Origin of the sequence: uncultured Catenibacterium sp., from assembly GCF_900540665.1 — a bacterium.
GTDB lineage: Bacteria > Bacillota_I > Bacilli_A > Erysipelotrichales > Coprobacillaceae > Catenibacterium.
This window is the reverse complement of record NZ_UQGV01000036.1, coordinates 1-20051: the sequence shown is the minus strand read 5'-3', so window position 1 is coordinate 20051 and position 20051 is coordinate 1. Positions and strand designations below refer to the sequence as shown.

The following is a 20051-nucleotide window of genomic DNA, read 5'->3' as shown; positions in this document are numbered from 1 at the left end:
AAACCCAACTTTTTAAAATATGCTTTTTTTAGATAGGGACAAAAACCCAACTTTTTAAAATATGCTTTTTTTAGATAGGGACAAAAACCCAACTTTTTAAAATATGCTTTTTTTAGATAGGGACAAAAACCCAACTTTTTAAAATATGCTTTTTTTAGATAGGGACAAAAACCCAACTTTTTAAAATATGCTTTTTTTAGATAGGGACAAAAACCCAACTTTTGATTGATTAGTTGTATCATATAGCGTCTTTTTTTGTTAATAGATGTTCTTTTCCCTAAAGTTTGTGTTAAGATTATGAGAAAAGTTCCTTTTTTATGGGTTTATGTAATAAGAAAAGTTCCTTTTTTACGTTTGGTATGATTATCAGGTTTTTTTTATCAGCTAGTGATGGTAGTACCCTTAAAAATGGAATGGTAACCATTTGAAAAACAACAAATAACAGTAAAAAATTAGGGACAAAAACCCAACTTCTTAGGGACAAAAACCCAACTTCTTAGGGACAAAAACCCAACTTTTAGACCCCACTTAGGGACAAAAACCCAACTTTTATTCATTTTCTTTTTCTTCTCCAATCATTCCGGGGAGTATTTCTACCTCTTTTAATAATACGGATAAACAATATTCTGCTTTATTTGAAATTTTATTCCAGTTATCTCTAACATATTCGCCTAGATAAAGCATCTTAGTTACTACAGCTTTATAGTTGCTTAATGTAATCTGTGGAATAAACTGCTGCAAATGTTCGTCCTTCATTGCAAAGTGCAATGAACAAAAATTCGTTATCATCTTCTTTTGTCCTTTTAATAGTTCTTCTTCCTTCTTTGATAATGCAGACTTAATAACTTTGAAATTAAGTTTATAAGGCTGTGTATCGCCTGAATTACGATAAACTTCTGCCATTTCAAACCAGCAATCAGCCTGTTCAAACAAATCATCGTAAACAGGGCGTATTACACGTTTATACAAATCTTTAAATTCGGGGTATTTATCTTCTAATTTTAAGAATTTCCGAAATCTATCCACATAAATAGAAAAACCACCTTTTTCTTTCCATGAGCTAATCAGCATATACATTCTTATTGTATATCTACTTTGCGCTCTTAAAGCTATCTCTTTTATATAGCGTGTAAAACCTCTATCAACATTAATGAAAACTTTAGCAACCTCTCTGTCCATTTCTAAAGAAAAACCTCTTGAATAAGGAGTTTTAGGTATATTTGCCTTAGTGAATAAACCAGTAATAGACCAACTTTCCTCACCTGTTATTGGGTCTTTAACATCAAACTCTACAGGAATACTGATTAATTTACGAACCATGCTTTTTACTTCCTTGTATTGGTCTGGATTAACGCCCAAATCCCGATATGCAATATCTACTCTTATACGGTCTGAATATTCTTGAAATAAGGATAATTGCTCGCATGGAATAGATGTACCATATTTATCTAGATGCTGAATACTTAATTCTATGACATTCTGTAATTTCTCTATAACAGCAATTAAGATTCTAATCTGTACTGTCTTAAAATCACCAGCCATTAATGTAACTACATTAGGTTGTTTCAGCCATGTGGGATTTTCTGGGAGTTTCACAGGAAGATTTGTACGAGGATGCCCTTTCCTAATTCTAACAATCTCACCGTCTATTTCTTCTTTTTCTTCTTTCACCGCACGTTTTCGGGCTTTTATTTCTCTATTTACCATCGCTTATTATTTTGACTGATTAATACTCCAAAAAAAAGTAGAATAAAGAACACAAACATAAACTTGGCTATATAAAATAGCCCTATGAAAATCATTCTAAAAATAGCAATGATAATTTCTAATAGATTTCTTATTATGTTCCTCCAGTCCATTTTCTTTGTTTTATAATTCCTGTCGCCAAAGCTCCGGCTGCACTATTGTATAACCAGCACTTTGCAAATATACTCTTTTAAATTCATCGGGCAACGTTCCTTCAAGGAATTGCTTTTTATGCCTTGATGCAGTTCGGCGGTCATATGGACTATTTTTAGACCAACCTCTTTTAAGAATTAGTTCCTTAAAGCATTCATCTAATGTTTTTGCTTTATCTATCATAATCTTTTCGTAAAGAAATTATAGGGTTTTTCATCCCTTTATACGTTTCACAAGGATTTCCTAACAGTTCGCACATAACAAAATGTACGATTTTTCCTTCATCCAATGATAAATTCGATTTATTTGCTAATTCTACAACTAATGTATATTGATAACTATAGTTCTCAACAACAATTTCTTTTTCATTGGAAACTTCATTGTAAATCTTTCTATACTTATGCCATAAAGACGTATTAAAAAGCTCTACCGTAAGATAATTGTTTACCTGCTCTGTTGTATAGTCTTCTGGCAAACGTTTCCCTGTAAGTCTATAAACAGCCTCCATTTTTGCTTTTTTTCCTACAAACTTTTTTTTTCCAATCATCTGACAAGAAGGAAGTTCATCCCTAGATATAAAAGGCTTCAAATCTGACACCCTACGATATACCTTATATTCAATAAACATTCTATCTATATTTTGATTATATGACATCTATTCCCTTTCACACTATTCGAAAAATTATGGTCATTTATCCCAATCATAATTATCGTAATCTATTTCCTTTCCTGTAGCATGGCATTCAGCCACATAATCAGCCCATTTTTTTCGCTTCGTCACATCAAAAGGCATACGTAGAAACTCATCCTTCCAAGGCTGTATAAAGTAACCAAAATCGTGTTTGTTCGTTACATACTGAACAGCATCTCTAATGGCGTTATACTCATATCCTTCTTTCAACAATGGTTCGTCACCCAGTTTAGAGTATATGTTTGCCACTTCCCGAAGCATCTTTGCAAATTCTTTGTATGTGGCAAAATTCTTTTCTTTTTTATCCATAATCATTCTTTTTTGTTTTGAGTATTAATTTTTTTCGATGAAAGTATTGGTTGTATTCAACACCCCGGCTGAATCTCGACTTTTGCCATCTCTTATGAAGATTCCTTCTTCTTTCAACCGTTCATAATCAAATTCATTCATCATGATAATGACAATATTTTCATTTGTATATAGCTTACACTTCATAAATTGAGTACCTTCTATTTTTCCAATTACGTCTATTTGGATTGTTCTTTCATTCATAATTCGTTTATTTATATATCGATTTGAGGATTATTCTTGTTTTTTTACTTCATAAGCCTCACCTGTATGCTCATCTAAAATATCAAGTGCTTTCTGATAGTCACCTTTTCTTACATAGTAATCAACATAATTGACTTGTACTGCTTCACTATCTGCATACTGACTTAAATAATCAAGAATCACTGATTCTTCTTTACCTGATTCTATAAGTAAATCCAAACCATATTTTGTCCAACGTTCATAAATAAGCTTTTGGAGTTCTCTGTCATCATAAATAGATGAATAGAGAATCTTCTGATGAATAAGATTGAACTTCAAATCATAGAACTGCTTACTATCAAAATCATTTAAGAGTACTGGATCAATCACACCTTCATAAAATGGCATACAGCAGTCACTATAAAGTTCCTTCACTGCATTAAAGGCTTCTTCACTAGAAGGATAGATCTTTATAAGTTGTCTCAAATACTCATGGATATCTGTAAGGAATTCATAGACTTCTTTCTTCGGATCTAAACATGTGACTTTACTTAGTGTGCAGGCAATAAGCGCATGTGCTGTCTGGTAATCACGTATTGATATAAGTTTACTTAAAGAGATACGAAGATACTTTTTCAATTTCTTTAAAAGTGTTGGTATATGATCTTCATTATCATCTATCAGTTCTACTAGATAGTCTAAGTATTTATCTTGAATTGTAGTTGTTTCAATAAGATCAATAAAGTGTTGCTGTAAAGACTCATTGAATCTCATTTCATTAAACAGGAGCTGTTCTAATTGATCTCTTGGAAGTGTATGAATACGTTCTTTAAGTTCTTTTATAAACTTGATATCTAGTTTTTCTTTGATATCATCATAATTTTCATATTCACTACATGCAAGAAGTACAGCTGCCATATGCTTACAATGATGTCCTTTATTGGCATATGGACAATCACAATACATACCAGTGACCTGTTTATCCTTTAAATCTATAGTAACATGATAATCATCTGATCCTTCTACTACAGCCGCAATACCATAAGGCTCCTGATAAAGCTTCTTGATCTTCTTTTTATAAAAGTAATCATAACCACGTTTTAAGATGACATCCGTAAACTGGTCTGCCCAATCTATCATATTAAGATTTAAACAAGGTGAAATCTCCTTTTTCATCTTAAGTAAATCTTCATCTTCTTGATGATACTTTAATCCAAGTTCAACGACTTCAAGAGCTTTATTATTATTTCTATTTTCTAAACATGCATTCGCATATCGAATAAATACAGGTGGATAATTATGATATGTATCAAGGAAATGAAGAATGTCCTGATGGGATTGATGTGCTTCCTGCATCATCTTTAATCCTATGCTTATCCAGCGAGAGTATTGCATACGTCCAACCCAGTTATCTTTCAAAGCATCACTACCTAGAATCATATGATTCACTATGCGGTACTTGTCTTCATATAATTCTGTTTCATTAAAACACTCTAGAAAGACTTCAGTGAGATATTCTTCATCTTCTTTCTCATACTTATGGAAATGGTACTCTCTTTCAAATACATCTAATAAAGTCTTCTTATTATGACTGCAGGAAACGATTATTTTTAAATCATTCTTAAGTTCTTCTAAGATATCATCTTTTTCTTCAGGAATAGATGAAATGAGATAAAATGTTTCAAACACCAAATTAAGTGATGCAAGAGAGTCTTCGGTTATTGTAGGAAGAATTGAACGTTTATAGGAAATGAGTTTATTGATCATCTGTTTATAGCTTCCACTCTCTGTAATAATATCTCTGATTACAGATTTATACTTTTCATCAGTATCGGCTTCTTGAAAATCATGGAACTGATATGTCTGTTTAGGATCATAGGCATAAAGAAGTGCTGCAATATGTTCACAATATTCATCTTCATTTTCACAGCTGCAATCCATATCTTCTATCATTCCATCACGTAAATAAACAATAGAGTAATAGTCATCATCGTCAAATATGCTTCCTTTGATTGCATATTCATTATGTTGAATGTCTTCTACTGCACCACTTTGGTACAGTTCATATCCTCTTTTTAATGTTCTAGGAGTGAACAATTGATTCCATCTTATTTTATCCATAAATGTACCTCTCTTATAGTCAATTATAGCACACTTAATTCATCTTTCTTCTTCAATATACGATATGCGATTAAACAAATAATCACTGATAATAATGATCCTAAAGGAGCTGCAAGTCCCATTGGGAATAAATTATGAGGATACATATGAGAGGCAATATAAGAACCTGGTACTCTGACTAATGAAATAGCAATAATATTGTGAATAAAGCCAATATAACTCTTTCCATCTGCTGCAAAATAACCACTAAAGCAAAAGTGAATCCCTGCAAATATTGTATCAATAATATAAGAACTGATATATTGGACACCTAGTAAGATTACTATAGTATCTTTAGTAAATAAGCCAAGAAGTGTAGGTGCAGCACATTCTACAATCAAAGCAACAATGATTCCATAAAGAGTAGTAATTATAACCGCATATTTTAATACTGTACGAGCACGTCCGTAGTCTTTGGCACCGATATTTTGTGCAGATAAAGCTGATACAGTCGCAAGCATTGTAGAAGGAATAACAAAGATGGCAGTGATCACCTTTTCTACAATACCTACTGCAGCGGCATCATTTAATCCACGGCTATTCGCAATAATAGTAATGATTATAAAAGCAATCTGAATACATCCATCCTGTATTGCGACAGGAAAGCCTACTTTTAGAATCTGTTTAAATACTTGAGATTGAAGACAAAGGTCTTCTTTTTTGATATGAATGTCAGAAGTACGATATTTCATTGAGATAAGTGCGATAATAACACTCACGCTTTGTGACACAGTGGTTCCAAGTGCTGCCCCTATTGGTCCCATATGAAATAAACCAATAAAGATATAGTCTAAGACAATATTTAATAAACAGGCAATCGCAATAATATACATCGGGCTTTTAGAATCGCCTAAGCCTCTGTATATAGAACTGATGATGTTATAGGCGGTGATGAAAGGAATTCCTATAAAACATATGACAAGATATTGCACAGTTCCTGTCATTGCTTCTTGTGGAACATTGAGTAACACGACAAGTGGTTTTACAAAAATAAGCAATAAAAAAGTAGAAACAATAGAAATACATGCAAAGAGTGTAATCGTATTACCTATCGTTCTTTCTACTAATGTATGATTCTCAGCGCCAACTGCATGACTAATAGAAACAGTAACCCCCATAGCCAGTCCTACAAGAATCGCTGTCAACATATGCATGACCTGACTCCCATTAGAAACAGCTGTAATACCATCTACCGCATTAAACTGCCCCACTATAAATAGATCAGCCATACCATAGAGTATCTGTAAGAAATAAGATAAAAGATATGGAATCGCAAAAAATGCGATATGTTTTAATATATTTCCTGATGTAACGTTATTTTCCATATAAGTCCCCCTTTGTAATCTGAATAGTATCATTAGGTTATATACTATGTAATTGCAAAAGTCAATAAAAAAATATAGGTTTTCCAACGCCCATTTGTTGTCTTTTACCTATATTTTTATTTTATCTCAGCAATAATAGTCACACATTTACAGGAAGATATATAGTGACTTTGTCATGACTCGATTTCTATAAGTTCATAATCTCTAGAACCATATCCTAATGCTTCTGCTGCTTCAATAGTATGAACACCATTTCTTGATTCAATACGTTCAATAAGATGTTCTTTACCTGGATCATCTGAAGCATAGACAAGGTCCAAACATGCCTGATCAATAGCAATAGGATCGGTAGAAATCAAAATACCAATATCTTTCATACATGGATCTTCTGCCACTGCACAGCAGTCACAATCGACTGACATATTCTTCATCACATTGATATATACAATATTGTCTTTAAAATAATCATGAACAGATGATGCAGCATCAGCCATAGATTCTAAGAATAAATCATGATTTGCTGTCCACATATCTTCTGGAACTCCTGCCCCATGTATATACGCTTTGCCATAAGAAGATGCACAACCAATAGAAAGCTGCTTTAAAGCACCTCCATATCCTCCCATTGGATGTCCTTTAAAATGAGACAAGACAAGCATACCATTATAATTTGCAATATCTTTGCCGACATAGTTTTTTTGAATCACTTTACCATTTGGAATACTTAATACAAGATCTGGTCCTTCTGCATCTAATAAGTCAACATCAAAATAACGAGACCATCCATGTTTTTCAATTGTCTTGAGATGTTTTTCTGTTGTATTTCTTGATCCTTCATAAGCTGTATTACATTCTACAACTGTCCCATCAAGATGTCTGATTATAGGAGCCCAGAACTCAGGTTTTAAGAAATTCTGATTTCCTTCTTCTCCTGAATGTAACTTAATCGCAATATGACCTGTTAATTCTTTTCCTAACTTTTCATACATAGTAAGAACCATTTCCGGAGAAATTATACGTGTAAATAATACTTTTGATTTCACTTATATCACCTCTGAAAAAATTATAACGTTAAACTAAAGTTTAAGGTCAAGAGATATTGAAAAACGTTATATTATTTTTTATACTTTTACTGAGGTGATTAGATGGCTTATACAATTAAACAAGTATCAGAAATGATGTCTTTACCTGTTTCTACTATTCGTTATTATGATAAGATGGGACTTATTCCTTTCTTAGAAAAGAATGAATCAGGATATCGTATCTTTAAAGAAAAAGATATTTCTATGCTGCGTATTATTGAATGTTTCAAGAATACAGGTATGAGTATTTCTGAAATGCAACAATATGTAGAAATGGTTAAACGTGGTGATGAATCATTAGAAGAACGTTATCAACTCTTTGTAAGAAGAAAAGAGATTGTATTAGAAGAAATGCGTCAATTAGAAAAACAATTAGAAACAATTGATCATAAACTCTGGTATTATGAAACTGCCATAAAAGCAGGCACAGAAGAGATTCATAAAAAATAATCCTCTCGTATTACAGAGAGGATTTTTTGTATGGAGTTATTCTCCTTCTATTTCTTTAATTAAACATTCATTGCCTTGCAGTAAAACAGTATTCCCACTATGACAATAAGGACATTCTCTGCCATAATCGATTGTAGAATAAGTATTTTGACAGTTATGACAGATTGTAATAGCTTCAATCCATTCATAATCAAGTGTTGAATACTTTAGCAATGACACTTTCTTCTTATAATATTCCCAGCAGTCTACTAAATAGTCTGGTTCAATACCACTGACCCTGCCTATTTGTAAAGTGACCTTGCGTATATCTGTGAGGCTGTTTTCCTGTGCGACATCTTCTAATGTTCTGACAATATGTACGACAATACCTAATTCATGCATCTTTATTTCTTCTTATTACGTAAGATCTTAATCTGTCTTTTTGCAGCATAAGGAAGAATGACCTTCAACTTATCTTCTGATCTTACCATATTGCTTCCTTCTGGAATATCTCGTGTAAGCTTGATTGCATCAAATTCACATTTAGTTGTACATAGACCACATCCAATACATTTATTAGGATCTACTACACTTGTACCACATCCAAGACAGCGTTTTGCTTCTGTTTGTACCTGTTCAGACGTAAATGTAGAACGTAAGTCTCTAAATGTTTCTGTCGCAAGACCCTGTTTAGTACCTGGAATCTGTCTCTTTGAATGATCAAAGTCTAAAGTAATTAAAATATCGTCCTTATCAAGCTGAGTAAACTGGTGTAAGTCTCTACCTAGAGTTAAAGAATGACCTTTATGGACGTAACGATGCATTGATTCAGCAGCTTCTTTACCCTGTGCAATCGCATCAATCGCAAAGCGAGGACCTGTATAGACATCTCCTCCTGTAAAGATATCTTCTACAGAAGTCTGTAAAGTAATGGCATCTGCTTGAATTGTACCATTTGGATTTGTATTGATATCTAATCCTTCTACAGGAATAATATCCTGTCCTACAGATAATAAGACATAATCACATGAATAACTTTCTGTCTGAGTTTCATCATAAGATGGATTAAAAGCACTTGTTTCATCTCTTAAAGAGATACATTTCTTTAATATAATTGTATGATCCTTGATTTCCTGAGGACCCCATCCACAATGCATAGTAATACCTTCATGAATGGCTACTTCTACTTCATCAGGGCTAGCAGGCATATCTTTTTCTGATTCTAAACAGAATAAGTCAACAGACGCTGCACCACTTCTTAAAGCACTTCTTGCCACATCCATAGCCACGTTACCACCACCAATGACAACCACATGACCACTAAGCATATCTTTACTTTCTTCTCTATTGACTTCTCTTAAGAAATCAACACCTGTCATAACATACTCTTCATTCATTCCAGAGATATTTAAGTTCTTACCACCTTGTGCACCAATCGCAAGATAGATGGCTTCATAGCCTTCTTCACGTAATCCATCAATAGTGATATCTTTACCGATTTCTACACCACATCTAAATTCAACGCCCATTGCCTTAAGTACTTCTATTTCTGCATCAATGACATCTTTTTCTAATCTAAATGATGGAATACCATAACGAAGCATACCACCTGGTTTTTCTTCTTTTTCAAAGACAGTGACAGGATAACCCTTGATTCTTAAATAATAAGCAGCACTCATACCAGCAGGACCTGCACCAATAATAGCCATCTTATTAAAATAGAATCCACCCTCTTCATTTTCACATAATGGGATATAGCGTTCTTCCTCATTGAGTTCTCTTTCTGCAATGAACTTCTTGATTTCATCAATTGCGAGAGGGGCATCTAATAATCCACGTGTACATTCCTGTTCACATCTTCTATTACAGATAGAACCACATACGGCAGGGAATGGATTAAAGTCTTTAATAAGCTTTAAAGCATCCATGTAACGTCCAACACTAGCCATCTTGATATAGCCCTGTACAGGAAGATGAGCAGGACAAGCTGTTTTACAAGGAGCAGTTCCTGTTTCATGACAATTAATTTTGGCTGTATCTCTAAAATCAGGATTCCAATGGTCCTGTCCCCATTTAATCATATCTGGTAATTCCACCTGTGGGTATTCAATAGGTCCCTGTTTTGTACAAAGTTTCTGACCAAGCTTTGCAGCTCCTACTGGACATACTTCTACACACTTACCACAGGCTACACACTTGCTGACATCCACATGTGCACGATATGCACTTGCAGACATATTTGGTGTATTAAAGAGCTGACTTGTTCTTAATGCATTACATACACCTGCTGCACAGTTACAAATCGCAAAAATCTTATCTTCACCGTCAATATTTGTAATCTGATGAACATAGCCTTTTCTTTCACATCTTTCTAATGTTTCAATAACGTCTTCATAAGTACAGTAATGACCACCTTTATTTGTCTCTACAACATAATCAGCCATATCACCAACCGCAATACATACATCGACTTCAATATCACCTGTCCCTTCTCCTCGAACTCTTTGTTGTCTACGACATGAACATGGAGATAAAGCATACTTATCATACTTATTCAACCAATGAGAAATCTTTTCTACAGACACTGCTTCCTGATTGGCTTCAATAGATTTTTCTACTGGAATAACATGCATTCCAATACCAGCCCCTCCTGGAGGCACCATTGGAGTCACCTTTTCTAGTGGTAATCTTGTCATCTGTTCGAAGAAATCAGTCACAACTGGATGTTCTTTGACTAAATCATTATTCATCACCATGAATTCTGCAGAACCAGGGACAAACTGAGGTATCACATATTGTTTATGATGATCTTCATTTTCCCAGTTATATTCAATCATCCCTATATCACATACTTCTTTTAATACACGTTCAACACGTTCTTCTTCCCAACCTGTTCTTTTAAGAATTTCTTCAAAAGACATAGGTTTGCGTACTTCAAAAAATAAACATAAATTACATTGTTCATCATTCAAGATTTCACTTAAACATTTGTATTCAGGATCATCCTCTTTAAGTTTCTTGAACTTCACTGGTATTCGGTCTGTAATACGTCTTGCAAGTCTATCAATATTATCTCTATAGGCCATTGTTTTATACCTTCCATTCTCTTATACGTGTTAAAAGGTAATCACACCAAGACTTGACTCCTTCTCCGCTTTTTGCACATATTTCAAACACCTTTGCATTCTTATTACGATAATGAATATTCTCTTTACACTTTTCTATATCGAAATCAAAGTAAGGAAGAACATCCACTTTATTAATAAGTACTACATCACATACTTCAAACATAAGCGGATACTTTAAAGGCTTATCATCCCCTTCTGGCACACTCAATATCGCAATATTTAAAGAGGAACCTGTATCAAATTCCGCAGGACATACCAAATTTCCTACATTTTCTAATACTGCAAGATCTAGATTTTCCATTCCTAATTCATGTAATCCCTGTCTTGTCATATCCGCATCCAAGTGACACATGCCTCCTGTGTGTAATTGTATTGTACGTACACCATACTGGCTAATAGTGTGCGCATCCACATCACTATCAATATCTGCTTCCATAACACCAATATTCACTTCATCTTTGATTGTTTCAATAGTACGTGATAATGTGGTTGTCTTCCCTGAACCTGGACTAGACATGATATTAAGTAAGAAAACACCCTTCTTTTTGCATTCCTTTCTTAATAAATCGGCATCCTTATTATTATCTTCAAATATACTCTGTTTTACTTCTATAACCTTATACATATGTAAACCCCTTTCATTGATATTCTAATAGATTTCTTGAACAGAGTAAACAGAACAAAACAAACATCTGACAAAATAAAAAAACTGTAAGGAATGCTTACAGTTAATCTTCAGTAGATGTTCTTGAACCAATCAAATGATTTTCCATATCTTCAAACATTTCTCTAACCGTCATAGGTTTCTGTCCTGTTAATTTTTCAAAATCATTTGTGAATGTAGACATCTGACCTAAACGAATGGCGCGTCCAAATGTCACCATACCATCTGAACAGAATGGGAAGTTACTCGCTGTCTGTGCCCACATATCTTCTGTAGTTCTTGGAACACCAATAGAATCAAAGAATGCATACATTTGTTCATCAGTGATTTCGACATACTTTACGTTATGACCAGTGACTTCATTCGCAATCTGGACATACTGACCAACAGTAAGCAGTTCTGGTCCATTGATGTCGATCACCTGATCTTCTAAATCACTCATAGCGGCATATGCGCATGCAAGAGCACAATCATCTCTAGAAACAAAAGCCATCTTTCCATTACCCATATTAATTGCAAGTTCATTATCTGTATTCTCATAAGCGTTCACATAGCTAGAAATCATTGCTTCTGCATACTGTGAGTCTCTTAAGAATAGATAATGAATAGGCTGCTCTTTTACATAGGCTTCAAACCACACATGGTCATTCACTTCATATGTATCAATATCCTTTTCACCTGCACCTACAATTGAAGTATAAACAACTTTATTTACCCCTGCTTTCACAGCTGCATCTAATGCAGTTTGCTGTGCCTTTCTTCTTTTTGGTCCTACAAAAGGCATAGAAATAAGAACCATAGTATCTACACCAGTAAAAGCCTGTACCAATCCTTCAGGATTGTTGAAATCTGCCACTCTCTTTTCTACATCAATGTCAGCATACTTTTCTAATCCTTTTTCACTAGGAGCCGCAAAAATTAAATCTTCATGTGGCCACTTTTCTAAAAGAACCTTTGCAGCCTTGCTGCCGAAATTACCATCAACACCATTTAATAATATTTTTTTCATCTTTGTTCGCCCTCTTTTCTTGTTATTATATTAACAAGGATCATTGAAAAATCATAGTGATGAAAAAACAAGAGAGCTCTATAAGTTAAACTTATAGAGTTTTAAAGTAATGAATTGCTTCATCAATGAACTGCTGACATATAGATGAAACATTGTCTTTATAAGCAATGACACAGTCATTGTGATGATGTGTTTTAGAAATAGGTATAGCCTTAACTAGTGCATTATTATTAACATCCATAGAACAGATTCCTATTCCTTTACCTAAAGACACTTGAACAATAAAGTCTTCAAAGGAATCAACCTCTTTTACGATATGAGGTTTATAGCCATCCTGTTTACATGCATTTAAGAAATCCTTATAGAATATTCTTCCTAACTTCTTAGACATAACTATGAAGGATTCATTCTTTAACTCATCTATTGTGATATACTTCTTACGAGAAAAAGGATGGTTCAAAGAACATATAACCCCCATCTGATATTGAAATAATGAAGTATAGTGAATATAAGGATCGTGTGTAAAGTCACTTTCTAATCCAAAAGCAACATCTGTTTTTTCAATCGATAAGTTGGTATATGTTTCTTCAAACGTACCTTCTACAAGATCAAATTCTACATTTGGATGATTATATTTAAATTTGTTGATGATATGAATAATTGAATTATTCTGCTGTAATTGTGTAAGTCCTATTGTAATCTTTTGATGTTCTTCATGGATTGTTCTTAATAACTCTTCTGATTCTTCTTTGAGTTTAATGCAGCCTTCATAAAATATCTTCCCAGCAGATGTCAATTGTGGCTTATAACCTGTTCGATCAAATAATTGTATATTCAGTTCGTTCTCTAATAATGTAATCTGTTGAGAAACAGCGGATTGTGATAAAAGAAATGATCTAGCTGCCGATGAGAAAGAGCCCTTCTCTACTACTTCTATAAAATACTCTATTTTTCTGTCTAACATATGCTTCACCCTTTTTCTTATTATACATGATTTTCATTAAAATCATTCAAAATAATGGTGTATTTGGTGTATAATAGCACAGGTATTCAAAGGAGAAAGATTATGATATTAGAACAAATAGATGAAAACTTATTAAAAATTGCGAATGAATCTGATGTTGTATTAAAAGACATTTATGAAAAGATTGATGATGTTTGTTTCTATAACTCAAACAGAGTTCTTTCTGCATTTATTGAGAATAATGTCAGCTATTCTGATTTTGCGGACATGAATGGATATGGCAGCTATGATTCAGGAAGAGATAAGCTAGAAGCTATTTTCGCAACTATTCTTGGATGCGAAGATGCATTAGTTAGACCACAGATCATGAGTGGTACAAATGCGCTTTATTTAACTTTATCTGCTTTACTTAAGCATGGTGATACAATGATTTCATTATCTGGAGCACCTTATGATTCTTTACAGGAAATGATTGGTATTTCAGGAGAATCTAGTCAATCATTAAAGGCTCATGGTGTATCTTATGAACAGATTGATTTAGTTGATAATGATTTTGATGATGATAAAATCGTAGAACGTTTAAAGAAGAATGATGTTAAACTTGTAGAAATCCAGAGATCTAAGGGTTATTCTTCACGTTTATCTTTAACACTTTCTAAACTTGAACGTATTATTACTAAGATCAGAGAAGTCAATAAGGATGTTATTATCATGGTAGATAACTGCTATGGTGAACTTGTAGAAAAGAAGGAACCAGGACATATCGGTGCTGATATCGTTGTAGGGTCTTTAATGAAGAACCTAGGTGGAGGTATTGCTCCTACTGGTGGTTATATTGCAGGTAGAAAAGATTTAATCTTTATGTGTGCTGAAAGATTAACTGCACCTGGTATTGGTAAAGATCTAGGCGCTAACTTTAATATGAATAATACATTCTTCAAGGGTGTATTTATGGCTCCTAATGCAGTAAAGAACGCTTTAAAGAGTGCTGTATTTAGTGCTTATATGTTAGAAAAACTTGGTTTTAATAATGTTTCTCCAAGATATAATGAAGAAAGAACTGATATTATTCAGACATTAGAACTTGGTACAGAAGAAAACCTTGTTAAGTTTACTCAGGCTATTCAGAATAGTTCTCCAATTGATTCATTTGTTGCCACTATGCCTGCACCAATGCCTGGTTATCCACATGATGAAGTAATGGCTGCTGGTACATTTACTTCTGGAAGTACAATTGAATTAAGTGCAGATGCACCTGTTGTTGCACCTTATACACTTTATATCCAGGGTGGTTTGACATTAGAATATAGTAAACTTTCTATTCTATTCGCCCTTACAAATATCCTAAAGAAATAACACGAAAGGTCCTGATTGATTTCAGGACCTTTTTTAACAGCTGCCTTTCTGACCGCCATCTATTCTTATAATTGTATTGTTGATGAAATTCGCTTCATCACTAATAAGAAACTTCACAAGATAAGCCACTTCTTCTGGTTTGCCATAACGGTTCACCATAATCTTTTCCTGTTCCTCTTTTAAGAATTCTTCGTCATATCCATCTAGTTCATTGTCTGTTCCAATGAATCCTGGTGCGATAGCATTCACATTAATATATGGCCCATATTCAAAGGCAAGATTATGTGTTAATGAGATCAATGCCGCTTTAGAGGCATCATAATCAATACACATTGGATAATAAGTATTGATGCCATTAGTAGAAGAAATATTAATAATACGTCCATATTCCTGATCAAGCATATGTCTATAGACACGCTTACTACAATTAAATGCCCCTACGACATTGACATCCAATGTCTTTCTAAACTCATCTGCTGTCTTAAGATGAAAGAGATTGGATAAATCAACAGCAGCATTATTAATAAGAATATCAACACCACCCCATTGATCTTCTATTCGAGAAATCATCTGATCAACTTCTTCTTCCTTTGATACATCCGCCTGAATAGTCATCACACGTACATCATAATTCTTTTTAATCTCTTCTTCTAATAAAACCGCTGCTTTATTAGAAGTAAGGTAGTTGATCACTACATCATAATGGTTTTTCGCAAGTTCTAATATGATGGCTTTCCCTATCCCCTGAGCGCCACCAGTCACAAGTACAACTTTATTCATATGTGAAAAAAGAGCTTATATTAAGCTCTTCCTGCGTATTTTCCATCAGATGAGAAGACAACGATTTCTTCGCCTTCTTCAATAAACTGAGGTACTCTTAATGTTAGACCAGTATTAGTGACAGCATCCTTAGTCTGGTTAGATGGTGCACCTTTAATAGCTGGGTCTGTCTTAGCAACAGTTAATTCAACTTTTTCTGGGATAGATACTGATAATAAATCACCTTCAAAGAACATAAGAGATGCTTCTCTTCCTTCTACGATGAAATATTTATTGAATCCGATCTGTTCTTCTGATAATTCATAAGTATCATATGTTTCCATATCCATGAAATAATAAGTAGAATCAGCTTCATATGAGTACTGTGCTGTTTTCTTTTCAATGTTAGCAGCTTCGAATTTTGTTGAAGCGTTGAAGTTTCTGTCCTGTGTAGAACCAGTCTTTAAGTTCTTCATCTTAGTCTTTAAGATAGCAGCACCTTTACCAGGTTTTACATGTTGGAAGTCTAAAACAACCCAAGGATCACCATCAACGATTAATGTAAGTCCAGTTCTAAAATCTCCTGCAGCAATTGCCATAATAATCACTCCTGTTTCTATATATTTTTACTAACCTATTGTAGCAGTTTTATAGCTTTCTCTCAAGTTATAGAGAAATTTAATTAGAATAAAGATAGTTTTTCGTTTGTTTTCTGGTGTTCTCTAATATATTTAGTCCATTTAATATAACCATAAGTTGTATTAGTGAAGTAACCAAGTTTAAGAATTAATAATACATACTGTCCAGATAAGATGTTAATAATAGCTTCTAACCCAGCACAGATATACCATGCAATCCACTGTTCTCTTAATCTGAAGAAGATAAATAAACCATTCGCAATACCTACTGCAGAGGCGCAGGCATCAATATAAATGATCCATGTTTCTAAAGTCTTGTTTGTATAGAAATCAGTTGCGATATCTAAACCACTGATGAAATAACCAACAACGATAGTCCATACAATGATACCTACAATAACAAGTACTTCTTGGTAACCTTTTAGTTTTCTTACCATTGTCAATTCATCTTCTTCTTCATCTTTATGCTTAGACCAGTTGATATAACTGATGATATCAATAGGTAGCCAGAAGAATAATGTAGTAACCATTGTTGCAAAACGATACATTAATACAACACACATTGCGATTTCCGCAATTTCTACAGCAACAGATACTAAGAAGTTGTAACGAGACTGTTTAGAAATGAGTAATTCACATAAGATATTTAAGAATGTATCTAAAAGATACAATAACATGATAACAATACCATTAACACCATTTGCACTTTCTTCTGGGAAAGCAACAGCGAAAATAGTAGCTAAGAGCATGATAGACATGAACCAGCTCTTTTCATATGTTGTAAACTGTTTAGAGAATAACAACATTAAAGCCAATGATAAGCTTAAGATAAATAAAGAAGATGCAAGGTTAAAGATGTACATAGTCTTATTTGCCATTACCTGCTTATAAGAATGTTTAACTTCTTTCTGACTCACATCTTTGTGATCAAAGTATAAGTCAGTTCCATTACTTGTCTTGAATTCATAAGCAGTAATAGTCTTATTCTTTAACTGTGTATATTCTTCATAAGAATAAGAAACAACAAGCTGTTTGTCACCTTTACTATATGTAACATCACATACTGTGTTGTCTGAACTATAGTCTTCATCCTGTGTATTTCTTTTCATTACAATGCTTTGTACATAATCCACTTTACCAGGATCAGAATGTACTTCTTTAAGACCTACACAAAGAGAAATAATTGAACCTAACACTAACGCAATGAGAACAATAATTTCAGCTGTTCTTAGTTTCTTTCTAGGTTCGATGTTGTTTTTAAAAAATTGAATCATACTACAAACTCCCCTTTAATTTTAAAATCAGTATTTAAAAAAATACTTCACAATTATAATAAATAACCACTTAAAATGATAGGTTTTTTTGTAAAGTTTATCGTATTTCTTTTAACATTTCTTCAGGTGTAATATCAAACAAGCTTGCAAGCGCTATAAGATTAGTTGTACTTGGATCAGAAGAGCCATTTTCCCATTTAGAGACTGCCTGTCTAGATACACCAAGTGTTTCTGCCACAAATTCCTGAGTCATCTGACATTCCATGCGGTGCTTTTTAATCACACCTCCTAGTGTTTTTGCATACTCCTCTTTTTCTTCACGTACAGGCTTTGACTTAATATATTTTCTTAATGCGACAATGAGTAAGTAAACGACATAGATGATCACACCCCAGATAATAAGTGCAGGTATAAGTACTAATATTGAATTTTCATTTTGAATTCCCTCCTCACATCAAATATAGCTTAATATTGATAGTTGCGCTATCAACTATCAAGCAACTAAAAAAAAGAAGGCAATGCCTTCTTAACGCATACAAATATAAACAAGATATGCTGTATAAATAGCAAGCATCACAATACCCTGCCACTTAACAAGTTCTTTCTTCTTCCATGCAAATACCCATACAAGAGTACTTACTGCAATTAGAATAAATGTATCAATGATATTTTCAGCAATGATGGCAACTGGACTAATTACCCCGGCAATACCTAATACAAGTAAGATATTAAAGATATTCGAACCAATCACGTTACCTAAAGCCATATCGATTTCATTCTTTCTAGCAGCGACAATAGAAGTCACAAGTTCAGGTAGACTTGTACCTAAAGCCACAATAGTTAAACCAATCAAGTTCTGACTTAAGCCTAGCATTGTCGCAATAGCTGTAGCACCTTCTACAACGAAGTCTCCACCAAATTTAATAGCAGCTGCACCACCAACAATATAGACAATACACTGCCATACTGGTAATAGCTTGATTTCTTCATTATCGTCTTCGCTTAATGCTTTATTTCTTGCCTGTAATGCTGAGTGGATCATCCATCCTAAATATGCTGCAAATAATACAATAAAGATTGCACTATCTACTCTACCTAGCATATTATCTAAACCAAATACAAGTAATAAAGCAGCACAGATAATAGAGAATGGGAATTCTTTCTTTAATGTATCTGTAGAGACTGCAAGAGGTACAAATAGTGTACATACACCACATACAACCATTAAGTTAAATAAGTTAGATCCTACTACATTGCTGACTGCAAGAGCGTTGTTGTTGCTCATTGAAGCAGTGACACTGACTGCACATTCAGGTAAGCTTGTACCCATGGCAACAATTGTAAGTCCAATGATCATTGAAGGGACTTTTAATCTTTTTGCGACAGAAGAACTTCCATCTACAAAGAAATCTGCGCCTTTAATCAATAATATAAAACCAACAATTAATATAGCTAATTTCATCAAAGTATCAATCATTTTTTCTCTTCCTTTATATATAAACTGATTAATAATCTAACATTTTATCCTACTGCTAGTCAATAGTATCCAACAATTGAAATATATCTAACTATCATTTAATTTAGCTGCTTCATTTACGTTTTCCTTTGATGACTCTATTTTATGTAAAAGAAGGATGTAAAAAATCCACCGAAGTGGATTATGCTCTGTTTAATTCATCTATCATTGCGCTTCTGTTTTTATATTGGATCTTCCATTTCTTGATGATTTCATCAACGACTTTATCACCGCCGACAATAGATTTCATGATTCTTAACTCTTCTACAATTTGGTAATAATGCTTTCTGCTCCCAGTAGATTCAGCCTGCTTTTCAACATTTTCTCGATATATCTGAAGCAGCTGTTCAGGATATTTCTCACTAAGCAAATCAGTATATTGATGCAGCAAATATTTATCGTCACTTCTAAAAAGAACGTCTAAAAGCTGTTCATATAGTTGCTCTGTTTCTAATATTTCACATAAGAACCTTCCAGGAGTAAGCTGTTCAATTATAGAGTCTCTTTCCTTGATCCATTCTTTATCAGAAAAGAGACTTCTCAGCTCAACATAATCCTCTAAATTAGTATCAATAGAGTAGACAAGAAACAATGTTAATATTGTAATTAATCATTATTTCTGCGCC

At 33.6% G+C, this 20051-nt stretch carries 22 protein-coding genes; 2 read left to right on the top strand and 20 right to left on the bottom strand.

From position 1 onward, the window contains the following. The 9 genes from QZQ55_RS06145 to QZQ55_RS06105 all read right to left on the bottom strand — a co-directional run. On the bottom strand, positions 1-242 hold a 242-nt coding region (locus QZQ55_RS06145; RefSeq protein WP_295091157.1), incomplete at its 3' end, for a hypothetical protein. A 307-nt stretch (positions 243-549) separates the two neighbouring features. Further along, complete coding sequence (locus QZQ55_RS06140) at positions 550-1707, bottom strand: replication initiation protein (protein WP_115474740.1); 1158 nt, start codon at positions 1705-1707, stop codon at positions 550-552. A 162-nt stretch (positions 1708-1869) separates the two neighbouring features. Beyond that, positions 1870-2082: a hypothetical protein gene (locus QZQ55_RS06135; RefSeq protein WP_004295360.1), complete on the bottom strand. Its 213-nt coding sequence runs from the start codon at positions 2080-2082 to the stop codon at positions 1870-1872. Beyond that, a complete protein-coding gene (locus QZQ55_RS06130; protein WP_004295361.1) occupies positions 2072-2554 on the bottom strand; it encodes a hypothetical protein in 483 nt (160 codons plus the stop codon). The genes QZQ55_RS06135 and QZQ55_RS06130 overlap by 11 nt, the downstream gene beginning before the upstream one ends. A gap of 33 nt (positions 2555-2587) precedes the next feature. After that, positions 2588-2899: a hypothetical protein gene (locus tag QZQ55_RS06125; RefSeq protein WP_008765228.1), complete on the bottom strand. Its 312-nt coding sequence runs from the start codon at positions 2897-2899 to the stop codon at positions 2588-2590. A 24-nt stretch (positions 2900-2923) separates the two neighbouring features. After that, positions 2924-3085, bottom strand: a complete 162-nt coding sequence (locus QZQ55_RS06120; protein WP_295091155.1) for a hypothetical protein — start codon at positions 3083-3085, stop codon at positions 2924-2926. Between the two features lie 87 nt (positions 3086-3172). Beyond that, positions 3173-5242, bottom strand: a complete 2070-nt coding sequence (locus QZQ55_RS06115) for an SWIM zinc finger domain-containing protein (RefSeq protein ID WP_295091152.1) — start codon at positions 5240-5242, stop codon at positions 3173-3175. Positions 5243-5265: 23 nt separating this feature from the next. Then, a complete protein-coding gene (locus QZQ55_RS06110) occupies positions 5266-6606 on the bottom strand; it encodes an MATE family efflux transporter (protein ID WP_295091151.1) in 1341 nt (446 codons plus the stop codon). 173 nt (positions 6607-6779) lie between these two features. After that, positions 6780-7649, bottom strand: coding sequence for a DUF362 domain-containing protein (locus tag QZQ55_RS06105; protein ID WP_295091148.1), 870 nt, complete (start codon positions 7647-7649; stop codon positions 6780-6782). Between the two features lie 102 nt (positions 7650-7751). Here QZQ55_RS06105 and QZQ55_RS06100 point away from each other — a divergent pair, with 102 nt between their 5' ends. Next, positions 7752-8138 carry a MerR family transcriptional regulator gene (locus QZQ55_RS06100; protein ID WP_295091145.1) on the top strand — a complete coding sequence of 129 codons (387 nt, stop codon included), beginning with the start codon at positions 7752-7754 and terminating at the stop codon, positions 8136-8138. A 36-nt stretch (positions 8139-8174) separates the two neighbouring features. Here the strand turns inward: QZQ55_RS06100 and QZQ55_RS06095 are convergent, their stop codons facing one another. From QZQ55_RS06095 to QZQ55_RS06075, 5 genes are all read right to left on the bottom strand, one after another. After that, a complete protein-coding gene (locus QZQ55_RS06095) occupies positions 8175-8519 on the bottom strand; it encodes a hydrogenase maturation nickel metallochaperone HypA (RefSeq protein WP_295091143.1) in 345 nt (114 codons plus the stop codon). A gap of 2 nt (positions 8520-8521) precedes the next feature. Further along, positions 8522-11203, bottom strand: coding sequence for an FAD-dependent oxidoreductase (locus tag QZQ55_RS06090; protein ID WP_295091141.1), 2682 nt, complete (start codon positions 11201-11203; stop codon positions 8522-8524). A 4-nt stretch (positions 11204-11207) separates the two neighbouring features. Further along, the gene (gene hypB, locus QZQ55_RS06085; RefSeq protein ID WP_295091139.1) at positions 11208-11870 is read right to left on the bottom strand and encodes a hydrogenase nickel incorporation protein HypB; all 663 of its coding nucleotides are present in this window, start codon (positions 11868-11870) and stop codon (positions 11208-11210) included. Between the two features lie 103 nt (positions 11871-11973). Continuing rightward, entirely contained in the window at positions 11974-12918 is a 945-nt protein-coding gene (locus QZQ55_RS06080) for an NmrA family NAD(P)-binding protein (protein WP_295091137.1), read from the bottom strand. A 91-nt stretch (positions 12919-13009) separates the two neighbouring features. Next, positions 13010-13882: a LysR family transcriptional regulator gene (locus QZQ55_RS06075; RefSeq protein WP_295091135.1), complete on the bottom strand. Its 873-nt coding sequence runs from the start codon at positions 13880-13882 to the stop codon at positions 13010-13012. Between the two features lie 102 nt (positions 13883-13984). Here QZQ55_RS06075 and QZQ55_RS06070 point away from each other — a divergent pair, with 102 nt between their 5' ends. Next, on the top strand, positions 13985-15238 hold the full coding sequence (locus QZQ55_RS06070) for a methionine gamma-lyase family protein (RefSeq protein ID WP_295091133.1): 1254 nt from the start codon (positions 13985-13987) through the stop codon (positions 15236-15238). A gap of 33 nt (positions 15239-15271) precedes the next feature. Here the strand turns inward: QZQ55_RS06070 and QZQ55_RS06065 are convergent, their stop codons facing one another. The 6 genes from QZQ55_RS06065 to QZQ55_RS06040 all read right to left on the bottom strand — a co-directional run bounded on the left by QZQ55_RS06065 (position 15272) and on the right by QZQ55_RS06040 (position 20017). Next, the gene (locus tag QZQ55_RS06065; protein ID WP_295091131.1) at positions 15272-16018 is read right to left on the bottom strand and encodes an SDR family NAD(P)-dependent oxidoreductase; all 747 of its coding nucleotides are present in this window, start codon (positions 16016-16018) and stop codon (positions 15272-15274) included. A 20-nt stretch (positions 16019-16038) separates the two neighbouring features. After that, positions 16039-16596 carry an elongation factor P gene (gene efp, locus QZQ55_RS06060; RefSeq protein WP_006504282.1) on the bottom strand — a complete coding sequence of 186 codons (558 nt, stop codon included), beginning with the start codon at positions 16594-16596 and terminating at the stop codon, positions 16039-16041. Positions 16597-16679: 83 nt separating this feature from the next. Beyond that, a complete protein-coding gene (pnuC, locus tag QZQ55_RS06055; RefSeq protein WP_295091129.1) occupies positions 16680-17909 on the bottom strand; it encodes a nicotinamide riboside transporter PnuC in 1230 nt (409 codons plus the stop codon). 97 nt (positions 17910-18006) lie between these two features. Next, positions 18007-18297 (bottom strand): helix-turn-helix domain-containing protein, encoded by a 291-nt coding sequence (locus QZQ55_RS06050; RefSeq protein WP_295091127.1) that lies wholly within the window; start codon positions 18295-18297, stop codon positions 18007-18009. Between the two features lie 138 nt (positions 18298-18435). After that, positions 18436-19371 carry a calcium/sodium antiporter gene (locus QZQ55_RS06045; protein WP_295091125.1) on the bottom strand — a complete coding sequence of 312 codons (936 nt, stop codon included), beginning with the start codon at positions 19369-19371 and terminating at the stop codon, positions 18436-18438. Between the two features lie 196 nt (positions 19372-19567). Further along, the gene (locus tag QZQ55_RS06040; protein ID WP_295091123.1) at positions 19568-20017 is read right to left on the bottom strand and encodes a hypothetical protein; all 450 of its coding nucleotides are present in this window, start codon (positions 20015-20017) and stop codon (positions 19568-19570) included. Positions 20018-20051 lie beyond the last annotated feature (34 nt).